The sequence below is a fragment of the Rhodopseudomonas rhenobacensis genome (assembly GCF_014203125.1).
In the GTDB taxonomy this organism is placed as follows: domain Bacteria; phylum Pseudomonadota; class Alphaproteobacteria; order Rhizobiales; family Xanthobacteraceae; genus Rhodopseudomonas_A; species Rhodopseudomonas_A rhenobacensis.
This window is the reverse complement of sequence record NZ_JACHIH010000016.1, coordinates 18,207-32,848: the sequence shown is the minus strand read 5'-3', so window position 1 is coordinate 32,848 and position 14,642 is coordinate 18,207. Positions and strand designations below refer to the sequence as shown.

At 66.5% G+C, this 14,642-nt stretch carries 12 protein-coding genes; 11 read left to right on the top strand and 1 reads right to left on the bottom strand.

The window, feature by feature from the left end; translation table 11 throughout:
* Positions 1–11 precede the first annotated feature (11 nt).
* The 8 genes from HNR60_RS13480 (at position 12) to HNR60_RS13445 (ending at position 10,867) form a co-directional block, all read left to right on the top strand.
* Positions 12–1,430 carry a UbiD family decarboxylase gene (locus tag HNR60_RS13480; RefSeq protein ID WP_184258306.1) on the top strand — a complete coding sequence of 473 codons (1,419 nt, stop codon included), beginning with the start codon at positions 12–14 and terminating at the stop codon, positions 1,428–1,430.
* Between the two features lie 224 nt (positions 1,431–1,654).
* The gene (locus HNR60_RS13475) at positions 1,655–2,497 is read left to right on the top strand and encodes an AraC family transcriptional regulator (RefSeq protein ID WP_184258304.1); all 843 of its coding nucleotides are present in this window, start codon (positions 1,655–1,657) and stop codon (positions 2,495–2,497) included.
* 133 nt (positions 2,498–2,630) lie between these two features.
* Positions 2,631–5,624 (top strand): xanthine dehydrogenase family protein molybdopterin-binding subunit, encoded by a 2,994-nt coding sequence (locus HNR60_RS13470; protein WP_184258302.1) that lies wholly within the window; start codon positions 2,631–2,633, stop codon positions 5,622–5,624.
* Complete coding sequence (locus HNR60_RS13465) at positions 5,621–6,433, top strand: FAD binding domain-containing protein (RefSeq protein WP_184258300.1); 813 nt, start codon at positions 5,621–5,623, stop codon at positions 6,431–6,433. Before HNR60_RS13470 ends, HNR60_RS13465 begins: the two co-directional genes overlap by 4 nt.
* Complete coding sequence (locus tag HNR60_RS13460; protein ID WP_184258298.1) at positions 6,430–6,951, top strand: (2Fe-2S)-binding protein; 522 nt, start codon at positions 6,430–6,432, stop codon at positions 6,949–6,951. Before HNR60_RS13465 ends, HNR60_RS13460 begins: the two co-directional genes overlap by 4 nt.
* The gene (locus tag HNR60_RS13455) at positions 6,944–8,500 is read left to right on the top strand and encodes an AMP-binding protein (protein WP_184258296.1); all 1,557 of its coding nucleotides are present in this window, start codon (positions 6,944–6,946) and stop codon (positions 8,498–8,500) included. Before HNR60_RS13460 ends, HNR60_RS13455 begins: the two co-directional genes overlap by 8 nt.
* A 27-nt stretch (positions 8,501–8,527) precedes the next feature.
* Positions 8,528–9,334, top strand: coding sequence for an enoyl-CoA hydratase/isomerase family protein (locus tag HNR60_RS13450; protein ID WP_184258294.1), 807 nt, complete (start codon positions 8,528–8,530; stop codon positions 9,332–9,334).
* Positions 9,335–9,415: 81 nt separating this feature from the next.
* Positions 9,416–10,867, top strand: a complete 1,452-nt coding sequence (locus HNR60_RS13445) for an aldehyde dehydrogenase family protein (RefSeq protein WP_184258292.1) — start codon at positions 9,416–9,418, stop codon at positions 10,865–10,867.
* Positions 10,868–10,894: 27 nt separating this feature from the next.
* On the opposite strand, the gene HNR60_RS13440 is transcribed toward HNR60_RS13445, so the two are convergent.
* Positions 10,895–11,836, bottom strand: coding sequence for a LysR family transcriptional regulator (locus HNR60_RS13440; RefSeq protein ID WP_184258290.1), 942 nt, complete (start codon positions 11,834–11,836; stop codon positions 10,895–10,897).
* Positions 11,837–12,032: 196 nt separating this feature from the next.
* On the opposite strand from HNR60_RS13440, the gene HNR60_RS13435 reads away from it, so the two are divergent.
* Genes HNR60_RS13435 through HNR60_RS13425 form a run of 3 tightly spaced genes read left to right on the top strand, consistent with a single transcriptional unit; the run spans position 12,033 to position 14,638 of the window.
* Positions 12,033–13,013 (top strand): ABC transporter substrate-binding protein, encoded by a 981-nt coding sequence (locus HNR60_RS13435; RefSeq protein WP_184258288.1) that lies wholly within the window; start codon positions 12,033–12,035, stop codon positions 13,011–13,013.
* 18 nt (positions 13,014–13,031) lie between these two features.
* Positions 13,032–13,886: an ABC transporter permease gene (locus HNR60_RS13430; RefSeq protein ID WP_246432932.1), complete on the top strand. Its 855-nt coding sequence runs from the start codon at positions 13,032–13,034 to the stop codon at positions 13,884–13,886.
* A complete protein-coding gene (locus tag HNR60_RS13425; RefSeq protein WP_184258284.1) occupies positions 13,883–14,638 on the top strand; it encodes an ABC transporter ATP-binding protein in 756 nt (251 codons plus the stop codon). The genes HNR60_RS13430 and HNR60_RS13425 overlap by 4 nt, the downstream gene beginning before the upstream one ends.
* Positions 14,639–14,642: the final 4 nt, after the last annotated feature.

Genomic DNA, 14,642 nt, shown 5'->3' with positions numbered 1-14,642 from the left:
CAGAGGACATGATGACCCAGACAAGCAGCCTTCACGCCGTCGCCGGGCACAACGCCACGCCGGATCTGCGCAGTTGGCTCCGGCAGCTCGCGGCGAACGATCGTCTCGCGGTGGCGCGCGACGGCGTTGCGCTGATCGACGAGCTCGCCGCGGTGGCCAAGGTGCTGGAGCGCGACAGCGCGGTGCTGTTTCCGCAGCCCGGCCAGCACGCGATCCCGGTGGTCGCCAACATCTTCGCCGACCGCAGCTGGGTCGCCGACTCGCTCGGCGTGCCGACCGATCAGCTGCTGACCCGGTTTCAGGACGCCGTGCGGCATCCGCTGCCCTGGATCGAGGTCAATGAGGCCCCGGCACAACAGGTGATCCACCGCGACGTCGATCTCTTAAAGCAGTTGCCGATCCCCAAGCACAATGAGCACGACAGCGGGCCCTATATCACCGCCGCATTGCTGATCGCGCGCAATCCTGTGACCGGAATCCAGAACGTCTCGATCCATCGCTGCCAGGTCAGTGGCCCCGATCGGATCGGCGTGCTGCTGTTGCCGCGCCACACCCTGCATTACTTCAAGATGGCGGAGCAAGCCGGGCAGGCGCTGGAGATCGCGCTGGTGATCGGCGTGCATCCGGCCTGCATCCTGGCGTCGCAGGCAATCGCCGCGGTCGACGAGGACGAGATGGAAATCGCCGGCGCGCTGCTCGGCCATCCGATCGAGATGGTGAAGTGCCGCACCAACGCGGTACGGGTGCCGGCGCACGCCGAGATCGTGATCGAAGGCCGCATCTTGCCGAGAGTGCGCGAGCCGGAAGGCCCGTTCGGCGAATTTCCGCAATATTACGGCCCGCGCGCCGATCGCGAAGTCATTCAGGTCGACGCCATCACCCATCGCGCCAATCCGATCTTCCACACCATCGTCGGCGGCGGCATGGAGCATCTGGTGCTCGGCGAAATTCCCCGCGAGGCGACGCTGCTGGAGCATCTGCAGCGCAGCTTTTCCAGCGTTCGCGACGTGCGGCTGACGCGCGGCGGGGTGTGCCGCTATCACCTCGTGGTGAAGATCGACAAGACCAACAATGGCGAGCCGAAGAACATTATCATGGGGGCGTTCGGCGGTCATTACGACGTGAAGCAGGTGGTGATCGTCGACATGGATGTCGACATCGACGATCCGCACGAGATCGAATGGGCGATCGCCACCCGGTTCCAGGCCGATCGCGACTTGTTAGTCGTGTCCGGCGCGCAGGGCTCCAAGCTCGATCCTTCCAGCGACGGCGGCATCAGCGCCAAGATGGGCCTCGACGCCACCAAGCCGATCGAAGCCGAGCCGATGGTGTTCAAGCGCATTCACGTTCATGGCCTGGAGGACGTCGATTTGTCGCGCGCGCTGCAGAGCGATCCGAAAGCGGCGCTGGCAGGGATTCTGTCCGCCTAGCGTATCCATCGCATGGGGTTGATCCTGATCGCGATATCGGAAATGGTGGCGTCCAACGACGGCATCGGATTGATGATCTGAAACGCCTGGCAGGTGCTGACCGTCGACACCATGTATGTTGGCCTTCTGGTGATCGCCAGTCTCGGTTCGTTTTCTCCATCGTGTTGGACGAGATCGAACGGAGATTGATCCCCTGGAGGACCAACGTCTGAGCGGAGGATGCGATGTCGACTGCGTTGCGTATCGCCCATGGCGAATTCGGCCGCGTCGCCTTGTTGGACATGGACTGTTCGCTGGTGCGGCACGCCCATCCGCATTGCCACGTTCTCTTGAAGGTCGAAGGCGCCGACACCCAGTTCGCGGTCGGCGACCAGGTCTATCCGCTCACCGATAGCTGCGCGGTGCTGGTCAATGGCTGGCAGCCGCACGCTTATGTGCATGATCCGAGCCGGCCTTGCACGCTGATCCTCGCGCTCTATGTCGAGCCGCAATGGCTGAAGCGATTTCGACCGGGCTGGGCGGCGAGCGGCGCCCCCGGGTTCTTCAGCCAACCCTCCGGCGAAATCTCGCCGCGGATTCGCAACCTCACCATGGCGCTCGCCGCCGAGATGATGTCGCGGCCCGACAACGTCTCCGTGCACGAGACGTTGTTGTCCGACCTGATGGTGGCGGTGATCGAACGCTTCACGCCGTGGCGCAGCTTCCCGGCTTCGATCCGCGAGATGGCGGTGACCGGACGCGATTGGCGGATCCGGCGGGCGATCGACGCGATGCGCGCCGAAGCCGGGCAGGCGCCGAACATGGACAAGTTCGCCAAGGCGGCAGGGCTGTCGCGCGCGCATTTCTTCCGGCTATTCGAGAATTCCGAAGGCATGCCGCCGAAGGTCTATCTCAACGTGGTGCGGATGGAACACGCGGTGCAGGCGGTGCTGCATCAGGACGCGCCGTTCGCCGAAATCGGCGAGCGGCTGGGCTTCGCCGAGCCCGCGCATTTCACCCGGTTCTTCCGCAATCACTCCGGCGTCGGCCCGCGCGAATTCCGCAACGTGTCGCGGCTGGCGAGCTGATTGCCGCGCGGCCGTTTCGCGAATGAGACGGTTTGGTAATTGCCGAGCACGCTCGGCATGGCTCGATAGCCCTTCCACCTGACAAGTTACGGAACGCGCGAAAAACAAGCGCGACCGGGAGCACGTGTTCAGGATGGCGAAACCCGCCGATGCGGCAATCGAGCGCGACGTCGACCGGCCTTGGGTCGGCCGCTCGATCGAGCGCGTCGAAGACGCAGCATTGCTCACCGGACGCGGGCGATTCATCGATGACCTTGGAACTCGGCCCGGCACGCTTTACGCCGCGATGCTGCGCTCGCCGCACGCCCACGCCGACATCTTGGCGATCCGCACCGAAGCCGCGTTAAAGGTCGCGGGCGTCGTCGCGGTGCTCACCGGCGAAGATATCACCGCGCTGACCTCGAGCCTCGTGGTCGGCGTCAAGGCGCCGGTGCAATGCTGGCCGATCGCGGTCGGCCGGGTGCGCTATGCGGGCGAGGCCGTGGCGATCGTCGTCGCGACCGATCGCTACGTCGCCGAGGACGGCGTCGATCTGATCGAGGTCGACTATCAGGTGCGCGAAGCGGTGATCGATCCGCTCAAAGCGCTGTCACCCGACGCGGTGGTGCTGCACGACGGCTTTGCCGGCAACGTCGCCAGCGATCGCAGCTTCCGCTACGGCGATCCTGAGCGCGCCTTCGCCGAGGCGCCGCATCAAATCTCCATCGCCATCAAGTATCCGCGCAATTCCTGCACCCCGATCGAAACCTATGGCGTGGTCGCCGATTACGACGCAGCGGAAGATGCCTTCGACGTGCTGGCCAATTTCCAGGGGCCGTTCAGCATCCACGCGGTGATCTCGCGCGCGCTGAAGGTGCCGGGCAATCGGCTGCGGCTGCGCACGCCGCCGGATTCCGGCGGCAGCTTCGGCATCAAGCAGGGGGTGTTTCCCTATATCGTGCTGATCGCCGCGGCCTCGCGGGTGGTCGGCCGCCCGGTGAAATGGATCGAGGACCGGCTCGAACATCTCACCGCCTCGGTGTCGGCGACTAATCGCGCGACCTCCATCGCGGCGGCGGTCGCCGCCGACGGCAAGATACTCGCGCTCGACTGGGATCAGGTCGAGGATTGCGGCGCGCATTTGCGCGCGCCGGAGCCGGCGACGCTGTACCGGATGCACGGCAATCTCACCGGCGCCTATGCGATCGACAACGTCGCGGTGCGCAACCGCGTGGTTGTGACGAACAAGACCCCCACCGGGCTCAACCGCGGCTTCGGCGGCCCGCAAGTGTATTTCGCGCTGGAGCGGCTGCTGCAGCGCATCGCGGTCGAACTCGGCCTCGATCCGCTCGAGGTGATCAAACGCAATCTGGTTCCGGCCGGATCGTTTCCCTATCGCACCGCGACCGGCGCGCTGCTGGATTCCGGCGACTACCAAGAGGCGATCGCGCGCGGCGTCCAAGGCGGCGGGCTCGCCGAGCTGAAGGCACGGCGCGACGCGGCGCGGGCGCAGGGCCGGCTCTATGGCATCGGCTACACCGCCGTGGTCGAGCCCAGCGTCTCCAACATGGGCTACATCACCACGGTGCTGACCGCGGCGGAGCGCCGCAAGGCCGGGCCGAAGAACGGCGCGCAGGCCACAGCCACCGTGGCGCTCGATCCGGTCGGCGGCATCACCGTGCACGTCGCCTCGGTGCCGCAGGGCCAGGGCCATCGCACCGTGCTGTCGCAGGTGGTCGCCGACGTGTTCGGCGTTGCGCCCGCCGACGTCCGCGTCAATACCGAGATCGATACTTCGAAGGATGCCTGGTCGATCGCGTCCGGCAACTACGCGAGCCGCTTTGCCGCTGCGGTGGCCGGCACCGCCAAACTCGCCGCCGGACGCCTCGCGGAGCGGCTGGCGCGTGTTGCCGCGAGCCAGTTGAACATCGACTTTGCCGACGTGGTGTTCCGCGGCGGCCGGGTCGGCTCCAAGTCCAACCCCGACAACAGCATCGCGTTCACGCGGCTCGCCGCGCTGAGCCATTGGTCGCCGGGCTCGTTGCCGGACGACGTCGGCAACACCTTGCGCGAAACCGTGTTCTGGACGCCGCCCGAATTGGCAGCGCCGGATGATTCCGACCGGGTGAACTCCTCGCTGTGCCACGGCTTCATCTTCGATTTCTGCGGCGTCGAGATCGACCCCGTGACGCTGGAAACCAAGATCGATCGCTACGTCACCATGCACGATTGCGGCACCATCCTGCATCCCGGCATGGTCGACGGCCAGATCCGCGGCGGCTTCGCGCAGGCGATCGGCGCCGCGCTCTACGAAGAATACGCCTACGCGCCCGACGGCAGCTTCCTCACCGGCACGCTCGCCGATTACTTGTTGCCGACCACCATGGAAGTGCCGGAGCCTACGATCCTGCATATGGAAACGCCGTCGCCGTTCACGCCGCTCGGCGCCAAGGGCGTCGGCGAGGGCAATTGCATGTCGACGCCGGTGTGCATCGCCAACGCGGTCGCCGATGCGCTCGGCATCAAGGATATCACGTTGCCACTGGCGCCGGCGCGGTTGGCTCAGATCGTGCGCGGCGATGAGCCCGCCGCCCCCGCGGGCGGCCGTGCGCCCGTGGCGCCACGCGCCGGTGGCAACGACCGCAAGCTGCGCGGCGAGGGGAGCGCGTCGGTCGGCGCGCCGCCGCAACAAGTCTGGGCGATGCTGCTCGATCCGGAGACGCTGAAGAGCGTGATCCCCGGCTGCGAGCGCGTCGACAAAATCTCCGACACGCATTTTCGCGCCGAGGTGACGCTCGGCATTGGTCCGGTGACCGGGCGCTATCGCGCCGACGTCAAGCTCTCCGATCTCGATCCGCCGCGCGCGGTGACGCTCGGCGGCACCGCCGAGGGCGCGCTCGGCTTCGGCGGCGGCGAAGGCCGCATCACGCTTGCGCCTGATAGCAACGGCGGCACCACGATGACTTACGTCTATGAGGCGGCGATCGGCGGCAAGGTCGCCAGCATCGGCGGCCGATTGCTCGACGGCGCGACGCGCGTCATCATCGGAAGATTCTTCACGGCGCTCGCCGCCACCGCCGGCGGCAAGCCGGTGCCGAGCGAGTCCTGGCTGACGCGCCTTCTGCGACTAATCGGGTGGTCGCGATGAAGCCGGCGGCGTTCGACTACGTCCGCGCTGAGACGCTCGGCGAAGCGATCGAGGTGCTGGCGCAGCACGGCGGCGACGCCCGCATCATCGCCGGCGGTCAGTCACTGATGGCGATGCTGAACATGCGGCTGGCGCGGCCGAAAGTGCTGATCGACATCATGCGGCTGCGCGAGCTCGACCGCATCGACTCGACGTCCGGCAGCGTCAAAATCGGCGCAGGGGTGCGGCAGGCGGCGCTGTTGGCCTGGCCGGAGCTTGCCACAAGTTTGCCACTGCTTTCAAAAGCCCTGCCGTGGACCGGCCACGCCCAGACGAGGAGCCGCGGCACGGTGTGCGGCTCGCTGGCGCATGCCGATCCCAGCGCCGAATTGCCGCTCGCTTTGGTCGCGCTCGGCGGCGAACTGCATCTGCGCAGCGCCGGCAAGCAGCGCAAGGTCGCGGCGCGCGAATTTTTCGCCGGCATGATGGCGACGGCACGCGCCGACGATGAACTGATCGAGGCGGTGTCGTTTCCGTCCGGCAATGCGCGCTGCGCGTTCCGCGAAGTGGCGCGACGGCACGGCGATTTCGCCATCGTGGCCTGCGCCGCGGTCGCCACCAAGGACGGCGTGCGCTTCGCGGTCGGCGGCGTCGCCGACGTGCCGACCGCGCGCGATTGGCCGCGGCTCGAAGGCTCCGCGCTCGACGACGCGCTGAACGGCTTTGCCCACGAGCTCGACGCCCGCGACGACGTCCACGCCACCGCGCGCTATCGCCGCGACCTGGTGCGACTGATCGGCCGCGATTTGGTGCGCGAGGTGCTGCAATGACAAGGCTGTCCTCCGCCCAGCGCCACTTGGTGCGCTTCACGCTCAACGGCAAGCCGGTGCAAGGCGAGGCCGAGCCGCGGCTACTCCTCACCGATTTCCTGCGCCAGACCATCGGCGCCACCGGCACCCATGTCGGCTGCGAACACGGCGTCTGCGGCGCCTGCACCATCACCGTCGACGGCGAGCTCGCCCGCGCCTGTTTGACGCTCGCGGTGCAGATCGACGGCTGCGAACTACGCACCGTCGAGGGCCTGGCGCCGGCGCCGGACCGGCTCGGCGTGTTGCAAGCCGCGTTCCGCCGCAACCACGCTTTGCAATGCGGCTTCTGCACCGCCGGCATCCTGATGTCGCTCGATCACTATTTGCGCGCCCATCCGAAGCCAAGCGAAGCCGAGATCCGCGATCTGCTGAGCGGTCATCTGTGCCGCTGCACCGGCTACACGCCGATCGTCCAGGCGGCGCTCGAAGCGGCCGCCGAACTCGCAGAGCTATCTAGGAGTGACCATCGCGATGTTTGATCTCGGACGCAGTTTCATCGCCAGCGTGGCGCGCGATCCCGATGCCATCGCCATCGTCGACGGCGATCTGCGGCTGAGCTACCGGCAATGGTACGGCAAGATTTCGTCGCTGGTGGAAGCGTTCGATCGGATCGGGCTGAAGCCCGGCGATCATCTGGTCACCGCGCTGCAGAACCGCTGGGAAGCCGCGACGATTCACTGGGCCTGCCAGTTCGCCGGCATCGTCATCACCCCGGTGAACTGGCGTGTGAAGGCCGACGAGCTGGATTTCTGCATCGAGAATTCGGAATCCTGCGCGGTGGCCTATCAGGACGTCAGCGCCGAGGCCGTGGCGCAATCGAAGTTGGCGCAATCGCTGCGGCGGATCTCGCTCGATGGCGATGCCGACGCGAGCGTTGCTAATAAGACGTTCAGCTTTTCTAGTATGATCGCCGCCGAGGCCGCCGACGCGCTGCCGCGGGTCAGCGCCGAGGCGTGGTCGATCATGCTCTATACCTCGGGTACCACCTCGAAGCCGAAGGGCGTGCCGCGACGGCATCGCACCGAGCGCGCCGCTGCGGTCGCCCATCTGGCGCAGAATCTTTACGGCCGCGGCGAACGCACGCTCGGCGTGATGCCGCTCTATCACACCATGGGGGTGCGCTCGCTGCTGGCGATGTCGCTGATCGGCGGCACCTTCGTCTGCCTGCCGCGCTACGATCCGCGCCAGGCGCTGCAGCTGATCGCCGCGGAGAAGATCAGCAATCTTTATCTGGTGCCGACGCTGTACCACGACCTGGTGTATCACGCCGACTTTGCCGGCAGCGACGTGTCGAGCGTGCGCAAGCTCGGCTTCGCCGGGGCGTCGATGACCGACGGGCTGTTGAAGAAGCTCGATCAGGCGTTTCGGCCGGAGCTGTTCGTCAATCACTACGGCAGCTCGGAAGTCTACACGTTTGCGATCGATCAGAACGCGGTGGCCAAGCCCGGCTCCGCCGGCCGCGCCGGCATCAATCAGCACATCCGGGTGGTGGAGCTGAACGCCGGCTCGGTCAGTGACGTCGCTGCGACCGACGAAGAGGGCGAGATCATCGCGCATCTTTCCAGCGATGAGGCCTTCGAGGGCTATTGGCGGCGGCCGGAAGCCGACGCCAAGGCGTTGCGCGAGGGCTGGTACTTCACCGGCGACACCGGCTTCATGGATCGCGACGGCGACCTGTTCGTCACCGGCCGGGTCGACGACATGATCATCACCGGCGGCGAGAACGTCTCCCCCGTCGAAGTCGAGAGCTGCCTGTCGCTGCACGACGCGGTCGGCGAAGTCGCGGTGGTCGGGCTGCCCGACGAGCGCTGGGGCAAGATCGTCGTGGCGTTCGTCAAGCGCAGCGCACAGGTGACCGAGCGCGAGCTGGAGCAGTTCTGCCAGGCCTCGGGGCTCGCCAATTTCAAGCGGCCGCGCCGCTTCGTGTTCGTCGACGCGCTGCCGAAATCCCCGGTCGGCAAATTGCTGCGCCGGCTGCTGGTCACCGGCGACTACGAGCCGGAAAGCGCGCCGCCCGGCGCCGCCTGAAATTCTCTCAACAGAAGGACATTCCGAATGCCGTCAACCTACGCCTTCACCGATCCCCGCCTCGGCAAGCTCGATGGTTTTCACGTCGAGATCGACGAAGCCCACGAGCGCGCCGACATCATCCTCGATCGGCCGCCCTACAACGTCGTCAGCATGCCGCAGCGCGATCAGTTGCGGCTGGTGTTCGAAACCCTCGACGAGGACGATCGCGTGCGCGTCATCGTGGTGCGCTCGGTCGGCGAGCATTTTTCCAGCGGCGGCAATATCGGCGGCTTCATGGAAGCCTCGCCGGAGCACGTCTCCAAGCTGGCGTGGAACATCGCAGCCCCGGCGCGCTGCGCCAAGCCGGTGATCGTCGCCAATCGCGGCTATTGCTTCGGCGTCGGTTTCGAATTGTCGCTGGCCTGCGATTTCCGCCTCGCCTCGGAGACCACGCAATACGCGCTGCCGGAACAGAAGCTCGGCCAGATCCCGGGCTCCGGCGGCTCCGCACGGCTGCAGAAGATGATCGGTATCACCCGCACCAAAGACATTGTGATGCGCTCCAAGCGGATTCCCGGCAAGCAGGCGCTGGAGTGGGGCATCGCCACCGAATGCATGGCCGACGCCGACCTGGAAAAGGCCACCGACAAGTTGGTCGACGAGTTGCGCGCGTTCTCGCCGCTGGCGCAGCGCACCGCCAAGAAGCTTCTGAACGACACCGAGGACTCCACGCTGGCGATCGCGATCGAGCTGGAAGGCCATTGCTACAGCCGGCTGCGGCAGTCCGACGACTTCAAGGAAGGCGTCGAAGCCTTCAACAGCAAGCGCGCGCCGAAGTTCACCGGGCGCTGAGGCGTCCGGATCGGTTCACTGACGAGGCGGCGCGCGCCAAACGACGCGCCGCCCGAAGCATTCTTTGGGGAGACGATGGGCATGACTTCTCTGCACGCGGATAATCTGATCGACGGCGCCTGGCAGCCGGCGCAATCCGGCGCAACCGCGCCGAGCCGCGATCCGTCAAGCGGCGACGCGATCGGCGGCTACGCGGCCAGCGGCGTCGCCGATGCGCAGGCCGCGGTGGCGGCGGCGCGGCGCGCCTTCGAGCGGCCGGAGTGGTCGCAGAACCCGCGGGCGCGGCAGATGGTGATGCTGCGCTGGGCCGACCGGATGGAGGCGCAGGCCGACCAACTCGCCCGGCTGCTGACGCTGGAGAACGGCAAGCCGCTGCCGCAGTCGCGCGGCGAAATCGCCGGCAGTGTCTCCGAGATCCGCTATTACGCCGGGCTCACGCGGTACATCCCCGGCCATGTGTTCGAGGTCGAGCCGGGCAGCTTCTCGACGTTGCTGAAAGAGCCGGCAGGCGTCGCAGGATTGATCATTCCGTGGAATGCGCCGGCGGTGTTGTTGATCCGCGCGCTGACCCCGGCGCTTGCCGCCGGCTGCACCGTGGTGATCAAGCCGGCGCCGCAGACCGCGCAGATCACCGCATCCATCATCAAATGCCTGCAGGAGGTCGAGGGGTTGCCGCGCGGCGTGGTCAATCTGGTCAGCGAGCAGGGCCACGAAGTCGCCGAGCATCTGGTGACGTCGAGCGATGTCGACGTCATCAGCTTCACCGGCTCCAACGCCACCGGCGCGCGGATCATGGCGGCGGCGGCGCCGACCATGAAGAAACTGTCGCTCGAGCTCGGCGGCAAATCCGCCTGCCTGGTGTTCGACGACGCCGATATCGCCGACGTGGCGCCGAAGCTCGCCAATGCCGCGACCATCATCGCCGGCCAGCAATGCACCGCCGCGCGCCGCGTCTTGGTGCACGCCTCGCGCTATGACGAGATGAAATCGGCGCTGAAAGCCGCGCTGGCGAATATCCGGATTGCGCCGGGCAGTGCGGCGGGCGCGGAGATGGGGCCGCTGATCGACGCAGCCGCGCTGGCCGCCGTGGCGAAGCGCACCGACGAGGCGATGCAGGCCGCCGACGAGGTGGTGCTGCGTGGCAGCCGGCCCGACGATCTCGCCAACGGTTACTTCCTGTCGCCGACGCTCGTGGCGCATCGCGACACCTCGGCGTTCTTCGTCCAGGAGGAAATTTTCGGGCCGCTGGTGGTGCTGGAAAAATTCGAGGATGAGAAAGAGGCGGTGGCCCGCGCTAATCACAGCGACTATGGGCTGTCCGCCAGCGTCTGGACCCATGACGGCGCCCGCGCGATGCGGGTGGCGAGGGCGCTGCGCAACGGCACGGTGTGGATCAACGACCACAACAAGCTGTTCGCCGAAGCCGAGACCGGCGGTTATCGCCGCAGCGGGCTCGGCCGCCTGCACGGCTACGATGCGCTGATCGACTTCCTCGAGATCAAGCACGTCTATCAGAGCTGCGGCGTGGTGTAGCGGATGCACCCGCCGCGCGGCGCCAGCCTAGCCGCCGGCCTGCCGCGCGGCGGGGCCGCGGGCGCGCGGATCGCCCTCGATCTTCAGTTTTTGTTCGAGAAAATCCAGGAAGGTGCGCAAGCGCCGCGACTCTTTGCGCTTGCCGGGAAACGTCGCCGAGACCTGCAGCGCCGGGCTTTCCCAATCGGTCAGCACCCGGCTCAGCCGCTTCGCCCGGACGTCGTTCTGGCACATGATGTTCGGCAGGATGCCGAGCCCGACGCCGCCGATCACCAGTTCGCGGGCGATGCCGATGTGATTGACGGTGATCCGGCCGGCGACGTTGATCACCTTGGCGCCCTGCGCGCTGCGGAAGTTCCACACCCCTTCGGCGCGCTGATGTTCGGTGACGACGCAGTCGAACCGGCCGAAATCGTCGATGTTGAGCGGCGAGCCGGCGCGCCGCAAGAACTCCGGACTGGCATAGACGCCGCGGGTGATGCTCGCGAGCGGCCTGGTGCCGCCCTGGGTCTGCGGCAACGGGCCGAGCTGCACCGCGACGTCGTAGGGCTCGACGGTGACGTCGACCCAGCGGCTGTTGGCGTCGATCACCAGATGGATATCCGGATAGGTCACCGCGAAGGCGGCGATCGCGCTCGACAGCCAGCCGATGCCGAAGTCCACCGGCATGCTGACCCGCAGCGTGCCGCGCAATTCGGTCTGCATCCGCGCGGTGCCGAGCCCGGCTTCCTCGATCTCGGCGGCGATCCGCTCGCAATGCTCGTACAGCGTCTGGCCAATGTCGGTGGTGGTGAGCTTGCGGCTGCCCTTGCGGAACAGCGTGGCGCCGGTCTGATCCTCGAGGAACTGGATCTTGCGGCTGATGGTGGATTTCGGAATCCCGAGCTTCGCCGCCGCGGCGCTGATGCTGCGCGCATTGGTGACTTCAAAGAACAGCAACAGCGCGTTGAGGTCGAGCTTGCGCGTCATCCGGATCGTTGCCTCCCGGCCGCAGCGCAACATCGCGCGCGGCCTATCGTCTCATTTTTGGAACGTTGCAGGGTCGAAATTGCGCCCACGTCTCGGCTTTGGCAAGGTTAGACTGCAGTCAACACATCGGGGCGGAGCGGCAAAGCCGCACGCACCCGCAACAAACGCGCAACGAACGCGACCTCGGGAGAGAAACATGAACGGATTGACACGACGCGATTTCGCGTTCGGATCGGCAGCGGCGGCCGCGCTACTCGCCGCGGGCCGGCCGGCCTTGGCTGCCGACGTCGCGGTGCGTTGGGCCTCGCTGCAGCCCGGCTTCACCGTGCTGCCGGTGCAATACATCCTTGCTAACAAGCTTGGCCAAAAGCACGGGCTGACGCTGCCCGATCCCGCGCCCTACACCGCGGTCTCGACCTACTACAATGATTTCGTCGCCGGCAATTACGACGTCTGCATTGGCAGCTGGGACACCTTCGCGGCGCGGCATCAGGCCGGCGTGCCGATCAAATATCTCTGCACCATCACCGACGCCAACATGATCGCGCTTCTCGCGCCGAAGACGGGCGTCAGCGACGTGACGCAGCTCCGCGGCAAGACCATCGCGGCGCTGCAGTCGACCGGCACCTATCGGATGGTGCGGGCCTTGATCAAGGAAGGCAGCGGCCTCGACATCGAGAAGGACGCCACCATCCAGAACGTCGACAATCCGGCGGCCTCGGTCACCCTGGTCATGGCCGACCGCGCCGACGCCGCCTTGTCGTGGGAGCCGAACATCACCACCGGCCTGGTCAAGAAGCCGGACCTGCGGGTGATCTTCAAGGCCGGCGACGCCTATCACAAGATCGGCGAGGGCGACCTGCCGTATTTCGGCGTCGGCATCCGCCAGGAGCTCTTGGACAAGAACCCCGGCATCGCCGCCAAGATCGCCAGCGTGTTCGAGGACTGCCTCAAGGGCATCAACGCCGACACCGCCAAGGCGGTCGACCTGTTCGGCGCCAAGACCGGGGTGGCCAACGACATCTTGAAAGAGGCGATGGGCTCGAAGCGGCTGACCTTCAACTTCCGGCCGATGTCGGATCCTGCGTCGCGCAACTCGGTGCTGAAAGCCAGCGAGTTCCTCGCCCGCAACGGGCTTTTGACCAAGCCGGTCGACGACAGCTTCTTTGCGATCTGAATGAGTGTGGCGGACAACATGGCAGTGAGCGTCAACAGCAATCCCCCACCGCGCGCCGCGGCACCGGCCGACCAGCTGGTCAAGCCGCTCGCCGCGGTGGTGCGGCCGCAACGCAATCCGGAAAACCGTCGCGACCTGTTCGCCACCGCCGTGGTGGTGATCGTGATGCTGATCGCGATGGAGATCACCAGCCGCTACGTGCCGGACTACATCATGCCGTCGCCGGTGACGGTGTGGGCCGCGGCGCGCGAATTGTTCTTCGCCGATCCCTACCATGTCGGCGTCACCTTGATCCGGCTCACCGCCGCGGTCGCGGTGGCGATGTCGCTGGGCGTATTGATTGGCCTGGCGATGGGCACGGTGCGCTGGATCCGGCCGTATCTGAAGGCGATCATCCTGATCGACACCGGGATTCCGGCGCTGTCCTGGATGCTGATCGCGGTGTTCTGGTTCAAGAACCCGGAAACCCGGATCTTCTTCATCCTGCTGGTGATCCTGCTGCCGTTCTACGCGCTCAACGTCTATGAGGGGGTGCGCGCGCTGCCGAAGGATCTGGTCGACATGATCGAGAGCTTCCGGCCGTCGCGCTGGCAGGTGCTGCGCTATCTGATCCTGCCGCACATCGTGCCCTACATCTTCCTCACCACCAAGTCGGTGATCGGCTACGCGATCCGCATGGTGATCTTCGCCGAGCTGGTGGCGTCCGCGGTCGGCATCGGCGCGCGGATGAATCTGGCGCAGTCGACGTTCCGGATCGACCAGGTGCTGGCCTGGACGTTCTTCCTGGTGATTCTCAACCTAGTGCTGCAGGCGGCGGTCAACGCGGTCGAGAAGGTCACGCTGCGCTGGCGTGCGGAGGCGGTGGTGCGATGATCGACAATCTCATCGAAGTCAAAGGCGTCACCAAGAGTTTCGGCAGCTATCTCGCGGTCGACAACCTGTCGATGGTGGTGCGTCGCGGCGAGATCGTGGTGCTGCTCGGCCAGACCGGCGCCGGCAAGAGCACGGTGCTCAATCTGATCATGGGCACCACCTCGCCGAACTCCGGCTCGGTGCGGGTCGCAGGCTTCGATCCGCACGATTCCTTCAAGGCGCTGAAGGGCCGGCTGTCGGTGTCGTTCCAGACCGACCGGCTGTTGCCGTGGCGCACCGCGGTGGAGAACGCCGAACTCGGCCTGTTGATCCTCGGCGTCTCCAAGCCGGACGCCCGCCGCCGCGCCAAGGAGTGGCTGGCACGGGTGCGGCTCGACGGCGCCGACGACAAATACGTCCATGAACTCTCCGGCGGGATGCGGCAGCGGGTGTCGCTGGCGCGCGCGCTGGCGATCGATCCGGAGATCGTGTTCCTCGACGAATCCTTCAGCCAGCTCGATCACGTCACCTCGGGCACGCTGCGCCGCGATTTCTACCAGATCGCCCGCGAGCTCGGCAAAACCTGCGTGCTGATCACCCATCGCATCGACGACGCGCTGGAAATGGCCGATCGCGCCATCGTGCTGAGCCAGCCGGCGAAGATCGCCCTCGAAGTTCACATCGACGACGCCGCGCGCGCCGATCCGGCGCGGATCGCCGAGCTGCACGCGCAGATCGCAGCCGCGATGGGCGGCGAAGAGTCCGGCAGCTGACAAC

What these genes read in the sequence shown, in the direction of transcription:
- HNR60_RS13480 (WP_184258306.1), top strand. Translation starts at nt 12, where the DNA reads ATGACCCAGACAAGCAGCCTTCACGCCGTCGCCGGGCACAACGCCACG.
- HNR60_RS13475 (WP_184258304.1), top strand. Translation starts at nt 1,655, where the DNA reads ATGTCGACTGCGTTGCGTATCGCCCATGGCGAATTCGGCCGCGTCGCC.
- HNR60_RS13470 (WP_184258302.1), top strand. Translation starts at nt 2,631, where the DNA reads ATGGCGAAACCCGCCGATGCGGCAATCGAGCGCGACGTCGACCGGCCT.
- HNR60_RS13465 (WP_184258300.1), top strand. Translation starts at nt 5,621, where the DNA reads ATGAAGCCGGCGGCGTTCGACTACGTCCGCGCTGAGACGCTCGGCGAA.
- HNR60_RS13460 (WP_184258298.1), top strand. Translation starts at nt 6,430, where the DNA reads ATGACAAGGCTGTCCTCCGCCCAGCGCCACTTGGTGCGCTTCACGCTC.
- HNR60_RS13455 (WP_184258296.1), top strand. Translation starts at nt 6,944, where the DNA reads ATGTTTGATCTCGGACGCAGTTTCATCGCCAGCGTGGCGCGCGATCCC.
- HNR60_RS13450 (WP_184258294.1), top strand. Translation starts at nt 8,528, where the DNA reads ATGCCGTCAACCTACGCCTTCACCGATCCCCGCCTCGGCAAGCTCGAT.
- HNR60_RS13445 (WP_184258292.1), top strand. Translation starts at nt 9,416, where the DNA reads ATGACTTCTCTGCACGCGGATAATCTGATCGACGGCGCCTGGCAGCCG.
- HNR60_RS13440 (WP_184258290.1), bottom strand. Translation starts at nt 11,836, where the DNA reads ATGACGCGCAAGCTCGACCTCAACGCGCTGTTGCTGTTCTTTGAAGTC.
- HNR60_RS13435 (WP_184258288.1), top strand. Translation starts at nt 12,033, where the DNA reads ATGAACGGATTGACACGACGCGATTTCGCGTTCGGATCGGCAGCGGCG.
- HNR60_RS13430 (WP_246432932.1), top strand. Translation starts at nt 13,032, where the DNA reads ATGGCAGTGAGCGTCAACAGCAATCCCCCACCGCGCGCCGCGGCACCG.
- HNR60_RS13425 (WP_184258284.1), top strand. Translation starts at nt 13,883, where the DNA reads ATGATCGACAATCTCATCGAAGTCAAAGGCGTCACCAAGAGTTTCGGC.